This window comes from Mycobacterium bourgelatii, assembly GCF_010723575.1.
Lineage (GTDB): Bacteria > Actinomycetota > Actinomycetes > Mycobacteriales > Mycobacteriaceae > Mycobacterium > Mycobacterium bourgelatii.
In genome coordinates this window covers 338,069-351,979 of sequence record NZ_BLKZ01000002.1, presented here as the reverse complement: position 1 = coordinate 351,979, position 13,911 = coordinate 338,069, and the positions used below count along the sequence as shown (strand labels likewise).

Sequence of the window (13,911 nt, the reverse complement as noted above, 5' to 3'; positions counted from 1 at the left end):
AGCTTTACTCGCCGTGCAGGCGGCGCAGCTCCTCGCCCACCTTGCCGCGTCTGGCCGAGGCGACCCGCGCGCCCCGGCCCCGCAACTCAGGGTCGGGAACCGGCAGCACGACAGCTCCGGTCTGCTTGGAGGGCAACAACACCTTCGCGGTGCCCTTGGTGGTCGCTTCGTCGCGCTGGTTCGTGGCCGCCACGTCCACCGAGACCACGTCCTGCGGGCCATCCTTGGCTGTGACGGTTCCGGTGCATAGGTGTATGTCACCGTGGTAGTTGAAACCCCTTGTCTGGACTTCCATCTCGGCAAGCCAGCCGTCATCGCCGATCCAGTTGGTCAGCAGATGGCTGATCCACGCCGCACGCATCTGCCCGTAGTCGTAGGGTGCCGGTATGCCTAACGCCTTGGCCCGCTCGGGATCCCAGTGCAGGCGCTGCACCACGTCGGGCACTCCGTACTCGTCGGGCACGAAGAACGCCGGCATCCTCTGGCGCATCTTGTGGGCGTACTTCAGCGGTCCGACGCTGTATCCGCCCCAGCCCCAACCCATGTGCATGCAGATGATGTCCACGACGGTCAGTGGGCCCTTCATCACCGGCGGTAGCTGGTCACCGACCTTGACGTCCTCCCACCACTGCGGGTCGGCGCCGCGACGCACCTCGGCTTCGTAGGCGGCCTCTACCTCCGCCAGTGCTTCCTGGGTCCAGGTCTGACGCTGGATGTGGGAGTACTTGCCGGCCTTTTTCGAACCATGCCGCTCGGCGTTGATGTAGGACTCGTCCCGGGTGGCGATCGGATTGCCGTCGATGTCGACATAAAGACTGCGGAAGGTCTCTTTGACCGAACGGCCGCCCGCGAAGGAAGAGCTCTCCTTCACCTCCACGTCCAGGGTGTAATGCTCGACCAAGACCGGTCGGCCCGGGTAAACGGGTTTGTACCAGGTCCATTTCACGCCCGAGTAGTACTTGCCCGTGCCCCGAAACAGCCCCTTGAACAGCTTCTTTCGTTCCGGGTCAGTGAATTTCGGCGTCTGGTCGAGTCCGGTGGAGATCAAGAACGTCGGCGGCGCGATCTGATCGTGCCAGCGCGTCGTGGCGCCGTACGCCGGGTTGTGGAACAGGGGATTGTCGTCCCCGCAGCCAAAGGCGAAGTGGCTGATGACATCCTGGGACGGCACCCTGTTCCACAACTCACCGGACTTGTAGACCGGAATGCCGATTTGATCGCGGGCCCGTTCGATGTCCTCGTCGGTGATGCGGCCCTCGACGGCAGCGGTGTTGTCCTCCGTGGTGGTCATCAAATCTCCTTAGCGTCGCCGGTTGTTCAAGATTCTCCGCACGGCCCGTTCACGCAATGCGTCAGCCCGACCGACCAGGGCCGCGTTGGCCTGGGCGCGGCGCAGCAGCAGATGCGCCGGATGCTCCCAGGTGAAGCCCAGGCCGCCGTGGATCTGAATGGCGCCCTCGGCCGCCAGCACCGCGGCGTCTAACGCGGCCGCGGCCGCCAGGTCCACCAGGTGTTCGGCATCAGCCTGGCAGGCGGAGGCGGCCAGGACCTGGCTGCGGGCGCCTTCCAGCGCGACGGCTATGTCCGCGCAGCGGTGCGATATCGCCTGGAAACTGCCGATCCGGCGGCCGAATTGCTCGCGCTCACCTGCCCAACGCACAGCCATCTCGAGCGCACGCGATCCCACCCCGACCGAGTCGGCGGCGACGGCGAGCACCGCCGCCCGATGCGCGGTCGCTACCCCGTCCCGCACCCGATCGCCGGTCGCCAGCACGGCGGCCGGAACGTCGGCGAGGTCGACCGAGCCGATCGTCGCGGTCAGGTCGAGCGATTGGTGCGCGGTGACGGTCACACCGGGTCCGCTCGGGTCGACGCTCAACAAAGCCTCGCCGTCGCCGTCGCGGGCCAGCACCAGTAGCACCTCGGCAGCGGGCGCACCCGCCACGATCGGCACGGAGCCGGTTACCCCGCCCCCGTCCCAGCGCGGCAAATCCGTTGTGCGCCAGCCTGAGTCGTCGAGGGGCACGACGAACGCCGCGGGTGCACCGCCGGTGATGCGCAGCGCCGCGTCGGACGCCCCCACCGCGGTCGCCACCGCCAGAGCGCCGAGTGTCGGCACCAGCGGAGCCGCCGTCAGCGCCTTTGCGGCCTCCTCCACCGCGGCATAGAGCAACCGCGGCCGCGCCCCGGCCCCGCCCAGCGACTCGTCGGCCGCCAGACCCGGCAGCCCGAATTCGACGAGCGCAGACCAGGCGCGGCGGTCCCACGAACCGATGGGCCGGCTGCGGTCAAGGAGAGTTCCGACGTCGACGCAGGCGTCCAGTGCCTTGGCCAGCACGCCGCGCAGCTCACGCTCGTCGTCGTCGGGCAGGGCCAGCGGTGTCCCTGGCACCACGGCGGCGTCACGGGTCTTCTCGCCGCGGTGTGACGGCAGGCCCAGGACGGTCTCGGCGATGGTGTTGCGCTGGATCTCGGCGGTTCCAGCGCCGATGGTGGTGGCGCGGCTCATCAGGTACCCGTACGTCCAGCGCCCGCCGTCAGCGGCGATCGCGGCCCGACTACCCAAGACCGCTCGCGGTCCCAACGCCCGCAACGCCAGTGCGTGCAGGTGTTGTTCGAACTCCGACTTCACCAATCGGTTCACCGAGGCGACGCCGCCGGGATCCTCGCCGCGCAGCACCGTCGCGAGCGCGCGTGCGCTGTTCGCGGCGATCGTTTGCACGCCCGACTCCAGCCGGGCGATGTCCTGACGCACCAACGGGTCGGCCGTCAAACCGCTTCTCGCCAGCAGGGCTACGACGCGGTCGACGGTGCGACGGTATTTGAACTCGTCGGCCAGGAAGGCGGTGGCCCGCTCGTGGCCGAGCGAGGTCCGCATGATCTCCCACCCGCGGCCCTCCTCGCCAACGAGGTTTTCCACCGGCACCGCGACGTCGTCCAGAAACACCTCGGCGAAGTGCGCCGCGCCGCTGATGTCGCGGAGCGGGCGTACCGTGATGCCCGCGCTGTCCATCGGGATGAGCAGGTAGCTAATCCCATCTGTGCTGCGACCCGGCGGGCCGGTGCGCACCAGGGCGAACATCCAGTCGGCGCGGTCGGCCATCGTCGTCCACACCTTCTGCCCGGTGACGCGGTAGCAGTCGCCATCATGAATGGCCTTGGTGGACAACGACGCCAGATCACTGCCGGCGCCCGGTTCGGAGAAGCCCTGGCACCAGAACTCGTCCGCCCGCAGCAGCGGTTTCAGAAAGCGGTCTTTCTGCGCCTGGGTGCCGTGGGTAATCAGCGTGGGCGCCACGATGAACGACAGCGGGCACGGGTGCGGCGGCGTGCCCGCGGCCGTCGTCATCCGGTAGTACTCGAGTTGGTCCTCCAGCGACAATGCCAATCCGCCGACCGATCTTGGCCATCCAGGGGCGGCCAGGTCGTTGTCGACCAGCTCGGCATGCCAGCGGCGGGCGGCCTCAATGCGATCGCCAGCGACGTCTCTTGGCCGCCCGGCGAAATCGTCAAGGAGCCGCTGCAGCCGAGGCTTCCAGTCGGTTTCGTTAGCGGACAACGGATTTCACCTTGAGATCGATGATGTCGTCGAAGCCGTCATTGGCTTGGCCTTCCGCTGAAACGACCGTGTGATACTCAAATCGTCTACAGAGTATCAACCGTCTTAATCGCGTGTTGACGCTCCGCCGGCGGGCGAAATGCGACACCGTGTAAAGACACGGCGTCATTATGGTGTCAATTCATAACGCAGGCGGCGGTAATTGACGTCCACGATGGTATGTATGCGAGTGCTAATTTCGCTGTAGTGGCGGGGGGCATGGGATGGCATCGTTAAGCCGCTCTCTGGCTTCGATCGTTTTGTTGCTGACGATTGGTGGCAATTCTGCTGTCGTTACACCAACGGTTGCCCATGCGGCCGACGAAGCGGTTCCCGCGACAGTCTTCACCCTTGACCCGGCATTTCGCCGGTTACCCACGAACTGGTTGCGGGGTGAGTTGTTCTGGCCGCCAAATACCACGGTACGGGTGCCATACACCAACCTTCCGGCGGCGATCAATGTGCACCGGGGCGCCGACACGCTCGATCAATATCTGCATGCCACCGCGGGGCCGAAGATCGTCCTGGGACACAGCGAAGGTGCGCAGGTCATAGACGATTGGCTGCGCAGATTCGGCCCGGGAAGCGATATCGACCCGACGACGGTGACCTTTGTTCTCACCGGCGATCCGGAAAGCAAATACAATGGCTGCATGAGCATCCCTAACAGCGGATGCACCGCCGCTTATGGCGGAAAAGGGTTCCCGGCCGACACCCGATATACGGTCAAGGTCATTTCCCGCCAATACGATTTCTGGGCCGATTGCCCGAACGACCTTTCGAACTCCACCGCTCGAATGAACAGATTTGCCGCCATGTGGGTCGGGGGTGCGGGGCAATACCGGCAAGTGCATGGCGACTACAGCAACATCGGGCTCAACGATCCGTCGAACAAGACATATGTCGAGGGGAATGCGACCTACATATTGGGATCGCCCGCGACCTATTACCTGCCGATGGTCACGCTGAACTTGACGACATCGGACGCGTCAAAGCGAATCGCCGACATGCAGCTTCGCCCCAGCGTCGAGGCCGCGTACAGCCGGCCGATGGAGGCGCCGCCGCCGCCCTACTGACGGGTGGCGCGAAATTGCTACAGCGGCGTCCAGACCGGACCCACCCAAACACCCCACCCGCCGGAGCGGGGATCCCAGACCGGATCGAGCGTCGGTGCCCAGGGCGGTGGCGGTGGGGGTGGTGCCACGTCCAGCGGCGCGTAGGGCGGCGCCCAGGTCGGCGGGACCTGGTACCACTCCGGCATCGGGGGCTGCAGTTTGCACTCGCCGGTGGCGAAATTGAACGACATGTTGAAATCGCAATCGCGGGCTGAACTGACTGCCGGCGTCACCAGCGTCGCCGTCGCCATCGGCGCCAACGCAGCCACCGCGACGACGGCCAAACGATGACTCCACCACCGCATCGCAGGCCTCCCGCCAAGGTCCGTCCCCCGACCTCGGGAATTCAGCTTATGCGCGGGGTCAGCCCATCACCAGTAGTGGCAGCGAGATCGCGCCCGCGCCGCCGGTCACCAACAGGACCCAGCGTCCGTTGAAGGGCAGGATGACCTCGATGCCGAAGATCGCGAATCCAACCTCGGAGGCGACGGCGGCCTCGGGTAGCTCGAACTCGAGGAATTGCGGCTCGTCATCCTCCGACGGCGGCCTGATCTCCACGTTGACTCGCCGGTCCGGATTGTCCGGCTCGGCCTGAGTCAGTGTCACCAGCAGGAATTTGGCCACCCGGTCTTCGTCGACCGTGTATCGGGACAGCACGCCGCCCGACACACTGAGCTTGTTATCCACCGCCGAAGCCGCTTCGGCCAGGAAAGCCCCGACTATCACTCCGCTGAACCTACGCTCACTGGCCTGGGATATCTCAGCTGGCGCCGTACGGTTGCGGCTGCTGCGGTTGCGACTGCTGCGGGTGCGGCTGCTGGGGGTGCTGCTGCGGCTGGTGGGGGTGCTGCTGCGGCTGTGCTGGTCCGCCGTAGCCGAGTTGCGACGCGGTGTAGCGCGCGGCATCGGTGACCGGCACGGCCTGCACCGCGGTGCCGTACGCGCAGATCTCGGTCCACACGTCGCCGAGTTCCGTCGTGTCGAACCGCATTGCGACGATCGCGTTGCCGCCCTTGGTGCGGGCCTCGTTGATCAGCCGTGACATCGCCTCGTTACGGCTTTCGGCCAGGTTCTTGGTCATACCCTGCAACTCTCCGCCGAACATCGACTTCAACCCGGCGCCGAACTGCGCGAAGGCATTTCGCGAGCGAACGGTGAGCCCGAAAACCTCGCCACAGACGCGCTGGATCTCCCAACCGGGAATGTCATTGGTAGTGACGACGAGCACCGGACGACCTTTCTGTGTAGGCAAGTTGTTGGCTGGCTCCCGGTGCAGGGTACCGCCACCGGTAGTCGCTTAACGAAGCGTCCCCGGCTACGGTCAGTGTCATATCCCGGCTACGACGGCGAGGAGGTCGCGTGGGTGCTGCGAGCGAAGCCACGGGGGCAATTCAGCAGGCCGCCGACGACGCTGCAGACCTCGCCTTCGACGACCTGACGTCGCCCCAACTCACCGACGTCCAGCGCCAGGTGCTGGAGTTCACCGAGGCCAAGCGCGTCAACTTCGACCTCGACCAGATGCTCGCGGAGGCCACGGCGCAGGCGGGGGCAACCGACCTCGACGACACGGATGGATTCACCGACCGCCTGCGCGCACACCTGGCCGCGATCGAGGCCGACGAGGGCCTGCGCCAGCTCACCCGTTCATCCCTGCGACAACGAGTGGTTCGCCTGTTGCGCAACCGGTTGTCGTTGACCGAGCTCCTCAAGCGGTACCCCGAAATCGAGTCGATCGAGATAGAGAACCCCTTCATCGTCGTCGGCATGCCGCGTTCGGGAACCACGCACCTGGTCAACCTCATCGCCGCGGACCCGCGCGGACGGGCGTTGCCGTACTGGGAGAGCCAGGAACCGATTCCGGCCCGCGGTGAGGGACCGGACATCAACGGCGTCGACCCCCGGTACACGCGGACCAAGCGGGAGCACGAGGCGCTGATGGCCAGTGCGCCGGTGGTCGCCGCCATGCACGACCGGTTCCCCGAGGCCATCGAAGAGGAGGTGGAACTGCTCGACTTGGACATGGCGTCGTATGTCCTGGAATGGCATGCGCGCGTGCCCGATTGGCGCGACTACTACATGAACCTGGACCAGACCCGGCACTACGCGTACCTGAAGAAAGTGCTGCAGGCGTTGACCTTTCTGCGCGGGCCGCGCACCTGGATCCTGAAGAGTCCGCAACATTGCGAGCAACTGCCGGCGCTGACCGCGACCTTCCCCGATGCGACAGTGGCGTTCACCCACCGCGACCCGGTCGCGGTGATCCAATCGGCGATCACCATGATGGCGTATTCGGATCGGCTGCGCCGCAACAGCATCGATCCGGACTGGCTGCTGGACTACTGGACCGACCGCGTGCACCGGCTACTCAGCGCCTGTGTGCGCGACCGCGAGTTGGTGCCGGCCGAACGCAGCATCGACATCAGCTTCCATCACCTCAACGGCAACGAGATGCCGCTCCTGGAAGAGCTTTACCGACGCGGCGAAGTCGAACTGACACCAAAGGTGCGGCGACGCTTCGAGCGGTACCTGGCGAGCAATCCGCGCGGCAAGCACGGCCGCATCCGCTACGAACTGCAGCGCCATTTCGGCGTGACCGCCGACGAGCTACGTAACCGCTTCGGCTTCTATTTTGACCGTTTCGACGTGCGGCCCGAATAGAGGAGACAACTGCCATGTTCGAACCGGTGTATCGCAGCCGGCCCGGTGCCGACGCCATGCGCCCGGCGTGCGCCGAAGCGGCCGAACAGGTCGCTCCCGGCCTGTGGTGTTCGCCGGGGCTGTCGAACGCCTATCTGCTCACCACCGGCGAGGGCAGGGTGATCGTCAACACCGGCATGGGCTTTGAGGGTCCGGTCCACCGCGCCAATTTCGACGCTGTCGATTCTTCGCCGGTGCGCTACGTCATCTTCACCCAGGGGCATGTGGACCATGTGGGCGGACTGGACAGCGTGCGTGACCCGGATACAACGGTTGTCGCCCAAGCGAACTGGACCTTGTGGCGCGATGACAACGAGCGCCTGCTCCCGTACCGTGCCAACCGCAGCGCGTTCGCGTTCAAAGACACACTCGCCGACGGCATCCGCGCCATTCAGCGGCGCCTCGGCACCTCGCGGCTGCCGGGGCAGAGCGTTCCCACCGTCGACCTCGAATTTGAGGACACGCTCACCCTCGAGGTCGGCGGACGACGGCTGGAGCTGATCGCCGTGCCCGGCGGCGAGACAACCGATTCGCTCGTAGTGTGGCTGCCCGACGAGCGAATATGCTTGTGTGGAAATACCTTTGGCCCATTGTTCGGGCACATCCCCAATCTGGTCACCATCCGAGGCGATCGTTACCGGGATGCGCTGACGGCGATCTCCTCCATCGAACGGGTCCGCGACCTGCAGCCCGAGCTCCTGGTGACCGGTCACTTCGACCCGATCGCCGGGGCCGAACGCATCCACGCCGAGTTGACCCGGCTGCGGGATGCGATTCAGTACGTGCATGACGAGACCGTTGCCGGGATGAATGCGGGCAAGGACATCCACACCCTGATGCGGGAGATCACCCTGCCCGCCGAATACGAAGTGGGCCAAGGCTATGGCAAGGTCGCCTGGGATGTGCGGGCGATCTGGGAGAACTACTCCGGATGGTTTCACCACCGGTCGACGACGGAGCTCTACCCGGTCGGATTCGATGAGGTCCGCGCCGACGTGGTCGAATTGGCCGGTGCCGAGGCGCTGGTCGATCGCGCGCGGGAACACCTGGAAGCAGGCCGTCCGCTACATGCGATTCACCTTGCCGAGCTCGTCCCCGCCGATCATGCCGGCGCCCGCGAGGTGCTTCGGGCCGCCCACGAGAGCCTGCTCGGCGACAGCGTGAACTTCTGGGAAAGCGCGTGGCTCAAGCAACAAATAGCAAGGAGCTCATGACCGTGACATTCGCACTGCAACCAGAAGACCTCTATCACACCGGCATCGTCGTGCCCGACCTCGATGCCGCGATGGAACACTTCAGCACGCTGGCCGGGTACGAGTGGATCACGCCACTGAACTACACGCTGCCCTTCCGCACCGCTACCGGCACCCGTGAACTCACCTCCACCGTCGTCTATTCGCTGCAGAGTCCGCACCTCGAACTCATCCAGGAGGTTCAGGGAACGCCGTGGACGGCGGCTCCCGGCAACGCCGTGCACCACCTGGGCTATTTCACCGACAATCTCACCGCCACGGGCGAACAACTGGAGAACACCGGCTTCACCTTCGAAATGACCGGCCACGTGCCGGGGCAGAAGCTCGCGCTGTTCGCCTACTACGTCGACGCATTCGGCACCCGGATCGAAATCGTCGACCGCGCACTGTTTCCCGACTGGTCCGCGTTCCTGCGGTCCCAGACCCCGGACCGGTAGCCGCACATGCTGATCAGCGTATTGCGGTTCAACTTCGGCTCACCGCAAGGCAATCCACGTACCCAGGGTGAATTGATTCGCGCCGCATTGGAACTGGCGCAATGGGGTGAATCGCGCGGCATCACTTCGATCAGCGTCGACGAGCATCACGTGACCGGACACGGCTGGAGCTGTAATCCGATCATGGCCGCTTCGATGTTCCTGGCGCGCACGTCGAGACTGATCGCGAGCGTGGACTGTGCGCTGGGGCCGCTGTGGAATCCGGTCCGGCTGGCCGAGGACATTGCGCTCGTCGACAACATGAGCCGCGGCCGGCTGCACACCACGATCGGGCTGGGCTATCGGACGGTCGAATACGACGAACTCGGCGTGGATTTCAGCAAGCGCGGCAAGCTGATGGACGCACTGGTGGAACGCATGCTGGCGTATTGGGCCACCATCGGGACCTGGTCGCGGCCGCATCCGCCGCTGTACATCGGGGGTGGCTCGCGCGCCACTGCGCGCCGGGCGGCGCGGTTCCGGCTACCGCTCAGCCTGGCCGACTACCTGCCCGACGTGGACGCGCTCTACCGCGAGTTGTGCGCCGAGGCGGGCAGCACGCCGTTTGTGCTGATGCCCGGCCCGACCAACCGCGGGATGATCTACCTCCACGAGGATCCGGACCGGGCCTGGGCCGAACTCGGTGACTACATTCTCTGGGAGGCGGTCACCTACGGCGGCTGGTCGTCCGACGAACGTTCCCTGATGCACCTGCCGGGGGTCCAGACCCTCGATGAGGTCAAGGCGTCGGGACGCTACCGGTTCCTGACTCCCGAGCAGCTCATCACCGAAATCCGCGAGGCCGACAACTTCGGACCGATCGTGTTGCACCCACTGGTCGGCGGCATGCCGATCGACGAAGCGTGGAAGTCGGTGCAACTGCTCACCGACACGGTCCTGCCCGCGCTCAACGGCTAGGTGCGGCCGAAAGCGGCGGTTAGAAGCCGAACGTCGTCGGCGGCAGGTCACTCACCAGGATCGGAAGCGAGATCGCGCCGGTGCCCCCGCTCACCACCATCACCCAGCGGCCGTTGTCGGGCAGGCGCAGCTGCAGTTCGAAGAAGGCGAACCCGGGGAACTCGGCGACGGCGCTCTCTGGCACCTCGAAGTCGAGCTTGATCGGGTCGGCGTCCGACGGCGGCCGCATCTCGATTTCTAGTTTGCGTTCGGTGTTGCCCGGCTCCGATTGAGTCAGCACCACCAGCACAAAGCGGGCCAATCGGTCGGGTCCGAGCGCGAATCGGGACAGCACGCCGCCCGACACGTTGAGTTTGTTGTCGACCGCGGCAGCTTGGTCTGCCAGGAAGGCGCCTGTGAGTATCACGCCGCTGAACCTACCCCGACGCTGGTCGTCGGTCGTCGCCGCCCACCGCCTAGGCGCCGCCGAGGCGCATACGCGTAGCGGGTCGAGCGTTATCAGCGATTCCGCCGATGTTGTTCGCTCGGCGCCGCCCCAAGCTGGTTAGCATGAGTGAGACTGACTGGAGCGACGTGGGCGTTAGCGAGCTTCCGGCCGGGTTACCAACCGGCATCGTGACGTTGCTGCTGGCCGACGTCGAAGGCTCGACGCGGCTGTGGGAGACCCAACCCGACGAGATGACCGCCGCCGTCGCACGCCTGGATCAGGTGCTGGCCGAAGTCGTCGCCAACCATGAGGGGGTCCGCCCGGTCGAGCAGGGTGAGGGCGACAGCTTCGTGATCGCCTTCGCCCGCGCCTCCGACGCGATGGCCTGCGCGCTGGACCTGCAGCGGGGACCGTTGGCGCCAATTCGGCTGCGGATCGGAATTCACACGGGCGAGGTTCGGCTCAGAGACCCACGGGATCGGAGCAACTACGTAGGCCCGACGATCAACCGCACCGCGCGATTGCGGGAGCTGGCCCACGGCGGCCAAACCGTGTTGTCGGGCGCGACCGAGTTGATGGTCGTCGATCAACTCTCACATCTACCCCGGCCGGAACGGGTGGTGCAGCTGTGCCATCCCGAACTGCGGAACGAATTCCCGCCGCTGCGTACACCCAAAGCCGCTGTCTCCCAAAATCTTCCGGCGCAACTGACGAGTTTCGTCGGTCGACGGTCGGAAATTGCAAAGCTCCGCGAGGCGCTGGCGAGCAACCGGCTGGTCACCCTCACCGGAGCGGGTGGCGCGGGCAAGACACGCCTGGCGGTCCAGCTGGCCGCGGACTTGGCCGCCCAATACACCGACGGAATCAGTTACGTCGATCTGGCGCCGATCACCCACGCCGTCGTCGTTCCGGTGACCGCGGCCCGCGCGCTGGGCCTGCCCGACCAGCCTGGCCGGACGACCGTCGAGACGCTGCAGCAACACCTTCGCGACCGGCACATGCTGCTGGTGTTCGACAACTGCGAGCATCTGCTCGACGCTTCCGCATCCTTGGCCGCCGCGCTGCTCGGCGCCGCGCCCCGGCTGACCGTGCTCGCCACCAGTCGCGAACCCCTGGGTGTGACGGGCGAAGCGGCCTGGCAGGTGCCGTCGCTCTCGTTGTCCGACGAGGCCATCGAGTTGTTCGCCGATCGCGCCCGGTTGGCGCGGGCCGGGTTCACCGTGACTGACGACAACCTCCGCGACGTGACCGAGATCTGCCGACGCCTGGACGGGATGCCGCTCGCCATCGAACTCGCGGCGGCTCGGGTGCGAACCCTGTCGCTGACCGAGATCGTCGACAGCCTGCACGACCGGTTCCGGCTCCTGACCGGCGGCTCGCGCATCGCCGTGCGCCGTCAGCAGACGCTGCGTGCGTCGGTCGATTGGTCGCACGCGCTGCTCACCGAGACCGAACGCGTGCTGTTCCGCCGACTGGCCGTATTCCTGGGCGGCTTCGACCTCGACGCTGCCCAGGCGGTGGCCGGCGCCGACGGGGTCGAGCGCTACCAGGTGCTCGACCAACTCACCCTGCTCGTCGACAAGTCCCTGGTGGTCGCCGAGAGCGTCGGGGACGCAACACGATATCGACTACTCGAGACCGTGCGCCAATACGCGCTGGAAAAGCTCGGCGAGTCCGGCGAGGCCGACGCCGTCCGGTCGCGCCACTGTGATTACTACACGTCGATGGCGGCCCCGCTAGACGCGCCCGCGCGCACCGACTACCAGCAACGGCTCGAACAAGCCGAAATCGAAATGGACAACCTGCGCAACGCGTTGGGATGGAACCTGGAGACGTCCAATTGCGAGGGCGCGTTGTCGCTCGCGTCGTCCCTGCAACCGCTTTGGCTGACGCGGGGACGCATGCTGGAGGGCCGGGCCTGGTTCGACACCGTAGTCGCCGAACGTGATCTCGACGACCTCGACGTGCCCGCCGCGGTACGCGCCCGCGCCCTCGCCGACACCGCGGTATTAGACATCTTTGCCGGCGGCACCATCGATCCCGCCCAGCGCGCTCTGGCAATCGCCCGCGACCTCGGTGACCCGGCCCTGCTGGCGCGGGCGTTGACCGCGCTTGGGTTCATCGAGGGCGCCATGCGCTACAACGGCGAGTTGGCTGCAAAGTACTACTCAGAGGCAATGGGTTTCGCGCGGAAATTGGACGACCGATGAAGCCTCAGCCAGATCCTCGCGTGGCAGACCAACACGGCGGTCAGCGTGGGCGACCCGACGTCGGCCCGCGCGGCCGGGGAAGAAGGCCGCGATCTCGCGGACGCTATCGGTGACCGGCCGAACTCGCGGTGGTGCCGGTCGTTCCTGGCCTGGGCGCAGCTAATGCAGGCCGATGTGGCCGGCGCGATCGCGGCATTCCAGGGCGTGAGCGCCGAATGCGAGGAAGAACACGATGAGTTTCTCCTCCCGCTCAACCTGATGGGCCTGAGTGCTGCACTCACATACCAGGGTGATGTCGATGCGGCGCGCGCCGTGGGCGACAGAGCACTCGAGACCGCGTCGCGCATGGATGTCTACTTCCAGGCGATGGGTCAAGTGGCCTCGGCGGTGGCGGCGCTGGCCGCGGGCGACGTCAACACCGCCCACGAGGCCAGCGAGCGGGCCTGGCACTACATCAATTTGGCCCAGCCTCAGATGGCCGTCGCGCAACGCGCCTTCTGTTCCGTCGAGGTGGCGCTGGCAGAAGGCGACCTCGGGGTCGGGCGCGACGGTGGGCCGACGAAGCTATCGCGGTGGCGACGGGATGGCACCTGGCAGCGGCACTATTGGCCCGAGCCCGCGTCGCCGTCGCAGAGGGAGACCGAGAGGAAGCGCAACGTTACGCCCATGATGCGCTGGCCTGCGCCGTGAACTCGGGGGTTCGCCAACCGCTCCCCGGCATCCTCGAGTGCCTTGCCGACCTGGCCAAAGATGTCGACGGTCAACAGGCCGCCCGGCTGTTCGGCGCGGCCGAGGCGTTCCGAAAGCGCACCGGCTTGGTGCGGTTCAAGGTCCATCAGGCCGACTACGAATCTTCGGTTGCGGCACTCCGCGATGCCATGGACGCCTCGGAGTTCGACGCGGCCTGGGCGGAGGGGGCGGCCCTGTCCACCGAGGCCGCGATCGCCTACGCGCAGCGCGGCCGCGGCGAGCGCAAGCGGCCCGCCAGCGGCTGGGCCGCCTTGACACCCGCCGAACTCGAGGTCGTGGCGCTGATCCGCGATGGCCTGCCCAACAAGGACATCGCCGCGCGGCTCTTCGTCTCGCCCCGGACGGTGCAGGCCCATCTCACGCACATCTACACCAAGCTCGGGCTCACCTCGCGCGTCCAGCTCGCGCAGGAGGCGGCCCGGCGCGCGTCTGCGCAGTAATAGTCCTTCGCGAAAATCGCCACCGGA

Annotated in this window: 11 protein-coding genes and 1 pseudogene; 6 read left to right on the top strand and 6 right to left on the bottom strand. The window is 66.4% G+C overall.

Going from position 1 to position 13,911, the window contains the following annotated elements; all coding sequences use genetic code 11:
• Positions 1 to 4: 4 nt before the first annotated feature.
• Both G6N68_RS26725 and G6N68_RS26720 read right to left on the bottom strand, forming a co-directional pair.
• Entirely contained in the window at positions 5 to 1,291 is a 1,287-nt protein-coding gene (locus G6N68_RS26725; protein ID WP_163719200.1) for an FAS1-like dehydratase domain-containing protein, read from the bottom strand.
• 9 nt (positions 1,292 to 1,300) lie between these two features.
• Complete coding sequence (locus G6N68_RS26720; RefSeq protein WP_163719199.1) at positions 1,301 to 3,559, bottom strand: acyl-CoA dehydrogenase family protein; 2,259 nt, start codon at positions 3,557 to 3,559, stop codon at positions 1,301 to 1,303.
• Positions 3,560 to 3,822: 263 nt separating this feature from the next.
• Between G6N68_RS26720 and G6N68_RS26715 the strand changes: the two genes are divergently transcribed.
• Positions 3,823 to 4,674, top strand: coding sequence for a PE-PPE domain-containing protein (locus tag G6N68_RS26715; protein ID WP_163719198.1), 852 nt, complete (start codon positions 3,823 to 3,825; stop codon positions 4,672 to 4,674).
• Between the two features lie 17 nt (positions 4,675 to 4,691).
• Here the strand turns inward: G6N68_RS26715 and G6N68_RS26710 are convergent, their stop codons facing one another.
• From G6N68_RS26710 to G6N68_RS26700, 3 genes are all read right to left on the bottom strand, one after another.
• Complete coding sequence (locus G6N68_RS26710; protein WP_240355926.1) at positions 4,692 to 4,997, bottom strand: hypothetical protein; 306 nt, start codon at positions 4,995 to 4,997, stop codon at positions 4,692 to 4,694.
• A gap of 79 nt (positions 4,998 to 5,076) precedes the next feature.
• On the bottom strand, positions 5,077 to 5,439 hold the full coding sequence (locus G6N68_RS26705; protein WP_163719196.1) for a hypothetical protein: 363 nt from the start codon (positions 5,437 to 5,439) through the stop codon (positions 5,077 to 5,079).
• 34 nt (positions 5,440 to 5,473) lie between these two features.
• Positions 5,474 to 5,941 (bottom strand): YbjQ family protein, encoded by a 468-nt coding sequence (locus G6N68_RS26700; RefSeq protein ID WP_163719195.1) that lies wholly within the window; start codon positions 5,939 to 5,941, stop codon positions 5,474 to 5,476.
• Positions 5,942 to 6,102: 161 nt separating this feature from the next.
• Between G6N68_RS26700 and G6N68_RS26695 the strand changes: the two genes are divergently transcribed.
• From G6N68_RS26695 to G6N68_RS26680, 4 genes are read left to right on the top strand one after another with little or no spacing between them, the layout of a single operon-like run.
• Positions 6,103 to 7,371, top strand: a complete 1,269-nt coding sequence (locus G6N68_RS26695) for a sulfotransferase family protein (RefSeq protein WP_163719961.1) — start codon at positions 6,103 to 6,105, stop codon at positions 7,369 to 7,371.
• Between the two features lie 14 nt (positions 7,372 to 7,385).
• On the top strand, positions 7,386 to 8,624 hold the full coding sequence (locus G6N68_RS26690) for an MBL fold metallo-hydrolase (protein WP_163719194.1): 1,239 nt from the start codon (positions 7,386 to 7,388) through the stop codon (positions 8,622 to 8,624).
• On the top strand, positions 8,621 to 9,100 hold the full coding sequence (locus G6N68_RS26685; RefSeq protein WP_163719193.1) for a VOC family protein: 480 nt from the start codon (positions 8,621 to 8,623) through the stop codon (positions 9,098 to 9,100). Before G6N68_RS26690 ends, G6N68_RS26685 begins: the two co-directional genes overlap by 4 nt.
• A 6-nt stretch (positions 9,101 to 9,106) precedes the next feature.
• Positions 9,107 to 10,057: an LLM class flavin-dependent oxidoreductase gene (locus tag G6N68_RS26680; RefSeq protein WP_163719192.1), complete on the top strand. Its 951-nt coding sequence runs from the start codon at positions 9,107 to 9,109 to the stop codon at positions 10,055 to 10,057.
• A 19-nt stretch (positions 10,058 to 10,076) separates the two neighbouring features.
• Here G6N68_RS26680 and G6N68_RS26675 read toward each other — a convergent pair whose 3' ends face one another.
• Positions 10,077 to 10,463, bottom strand: a complete 387-nt coding sequence (locus tag G6N68_RS26675; RefSeq protein ID WP_163719191.1) for a hypothetical protein — start codon at positions 10,461 to 10,463, stop codon at positions 10,077 to 10,079.
• Between the two features lie 143 nt (positions 10,464 to 10,606).
• Between G6N68_RS26675 and G6N68_RS26670 the strand changes: the two are divergent.
• A pseudogene (locus G6N68_RS26670) lies at positions 10,607 to 13,884 on the top strand (helix-turn-helix transcriptional regulator).
• The last annotated feature ends 27 nt before the right edge of the window (positions 13,885 to 13,911 follow it).

Bases quoted from the DNA above. Each gene is read 5' to 3' on its own strand.
- G6N68_RS26690 (WP_163719194.1), top strand. From the start codon at position 7,386: ATGTTCGAACCGGTGTATCGCAGCCGGCCCGGTGCCGACGCCATGCGC.
- G6N68_RS26680 (WP_163719192.1), top strand. From the start codon at position 9,107: ATGCTGATCAGCGTATTGCGGTTCAACTTCGGCTCACCGCAAGGCAAT.
- G6N68_RS26715 (WP_163719198.1), top strand. From the start codon at position 3,823: ATGGCATCGTTAAGCCGCTCTCTGGCTTCGATCGTTTTGTTGCTGACG.
- G6N68_RS26685 (WP_163719193.1), top strand. From the start codon at position 8,621: ATGACCGTGACATTCGCACTGCAACCAGAAGACCTCTATCACACCGGC.
- G6N68_RS26725 (WP_163719200.1), bottom strand. From the start codon at position 1,291: ATGACCACCACGGAGGACAACACCGCTGCCGTCGAGGGCCGCATCACC.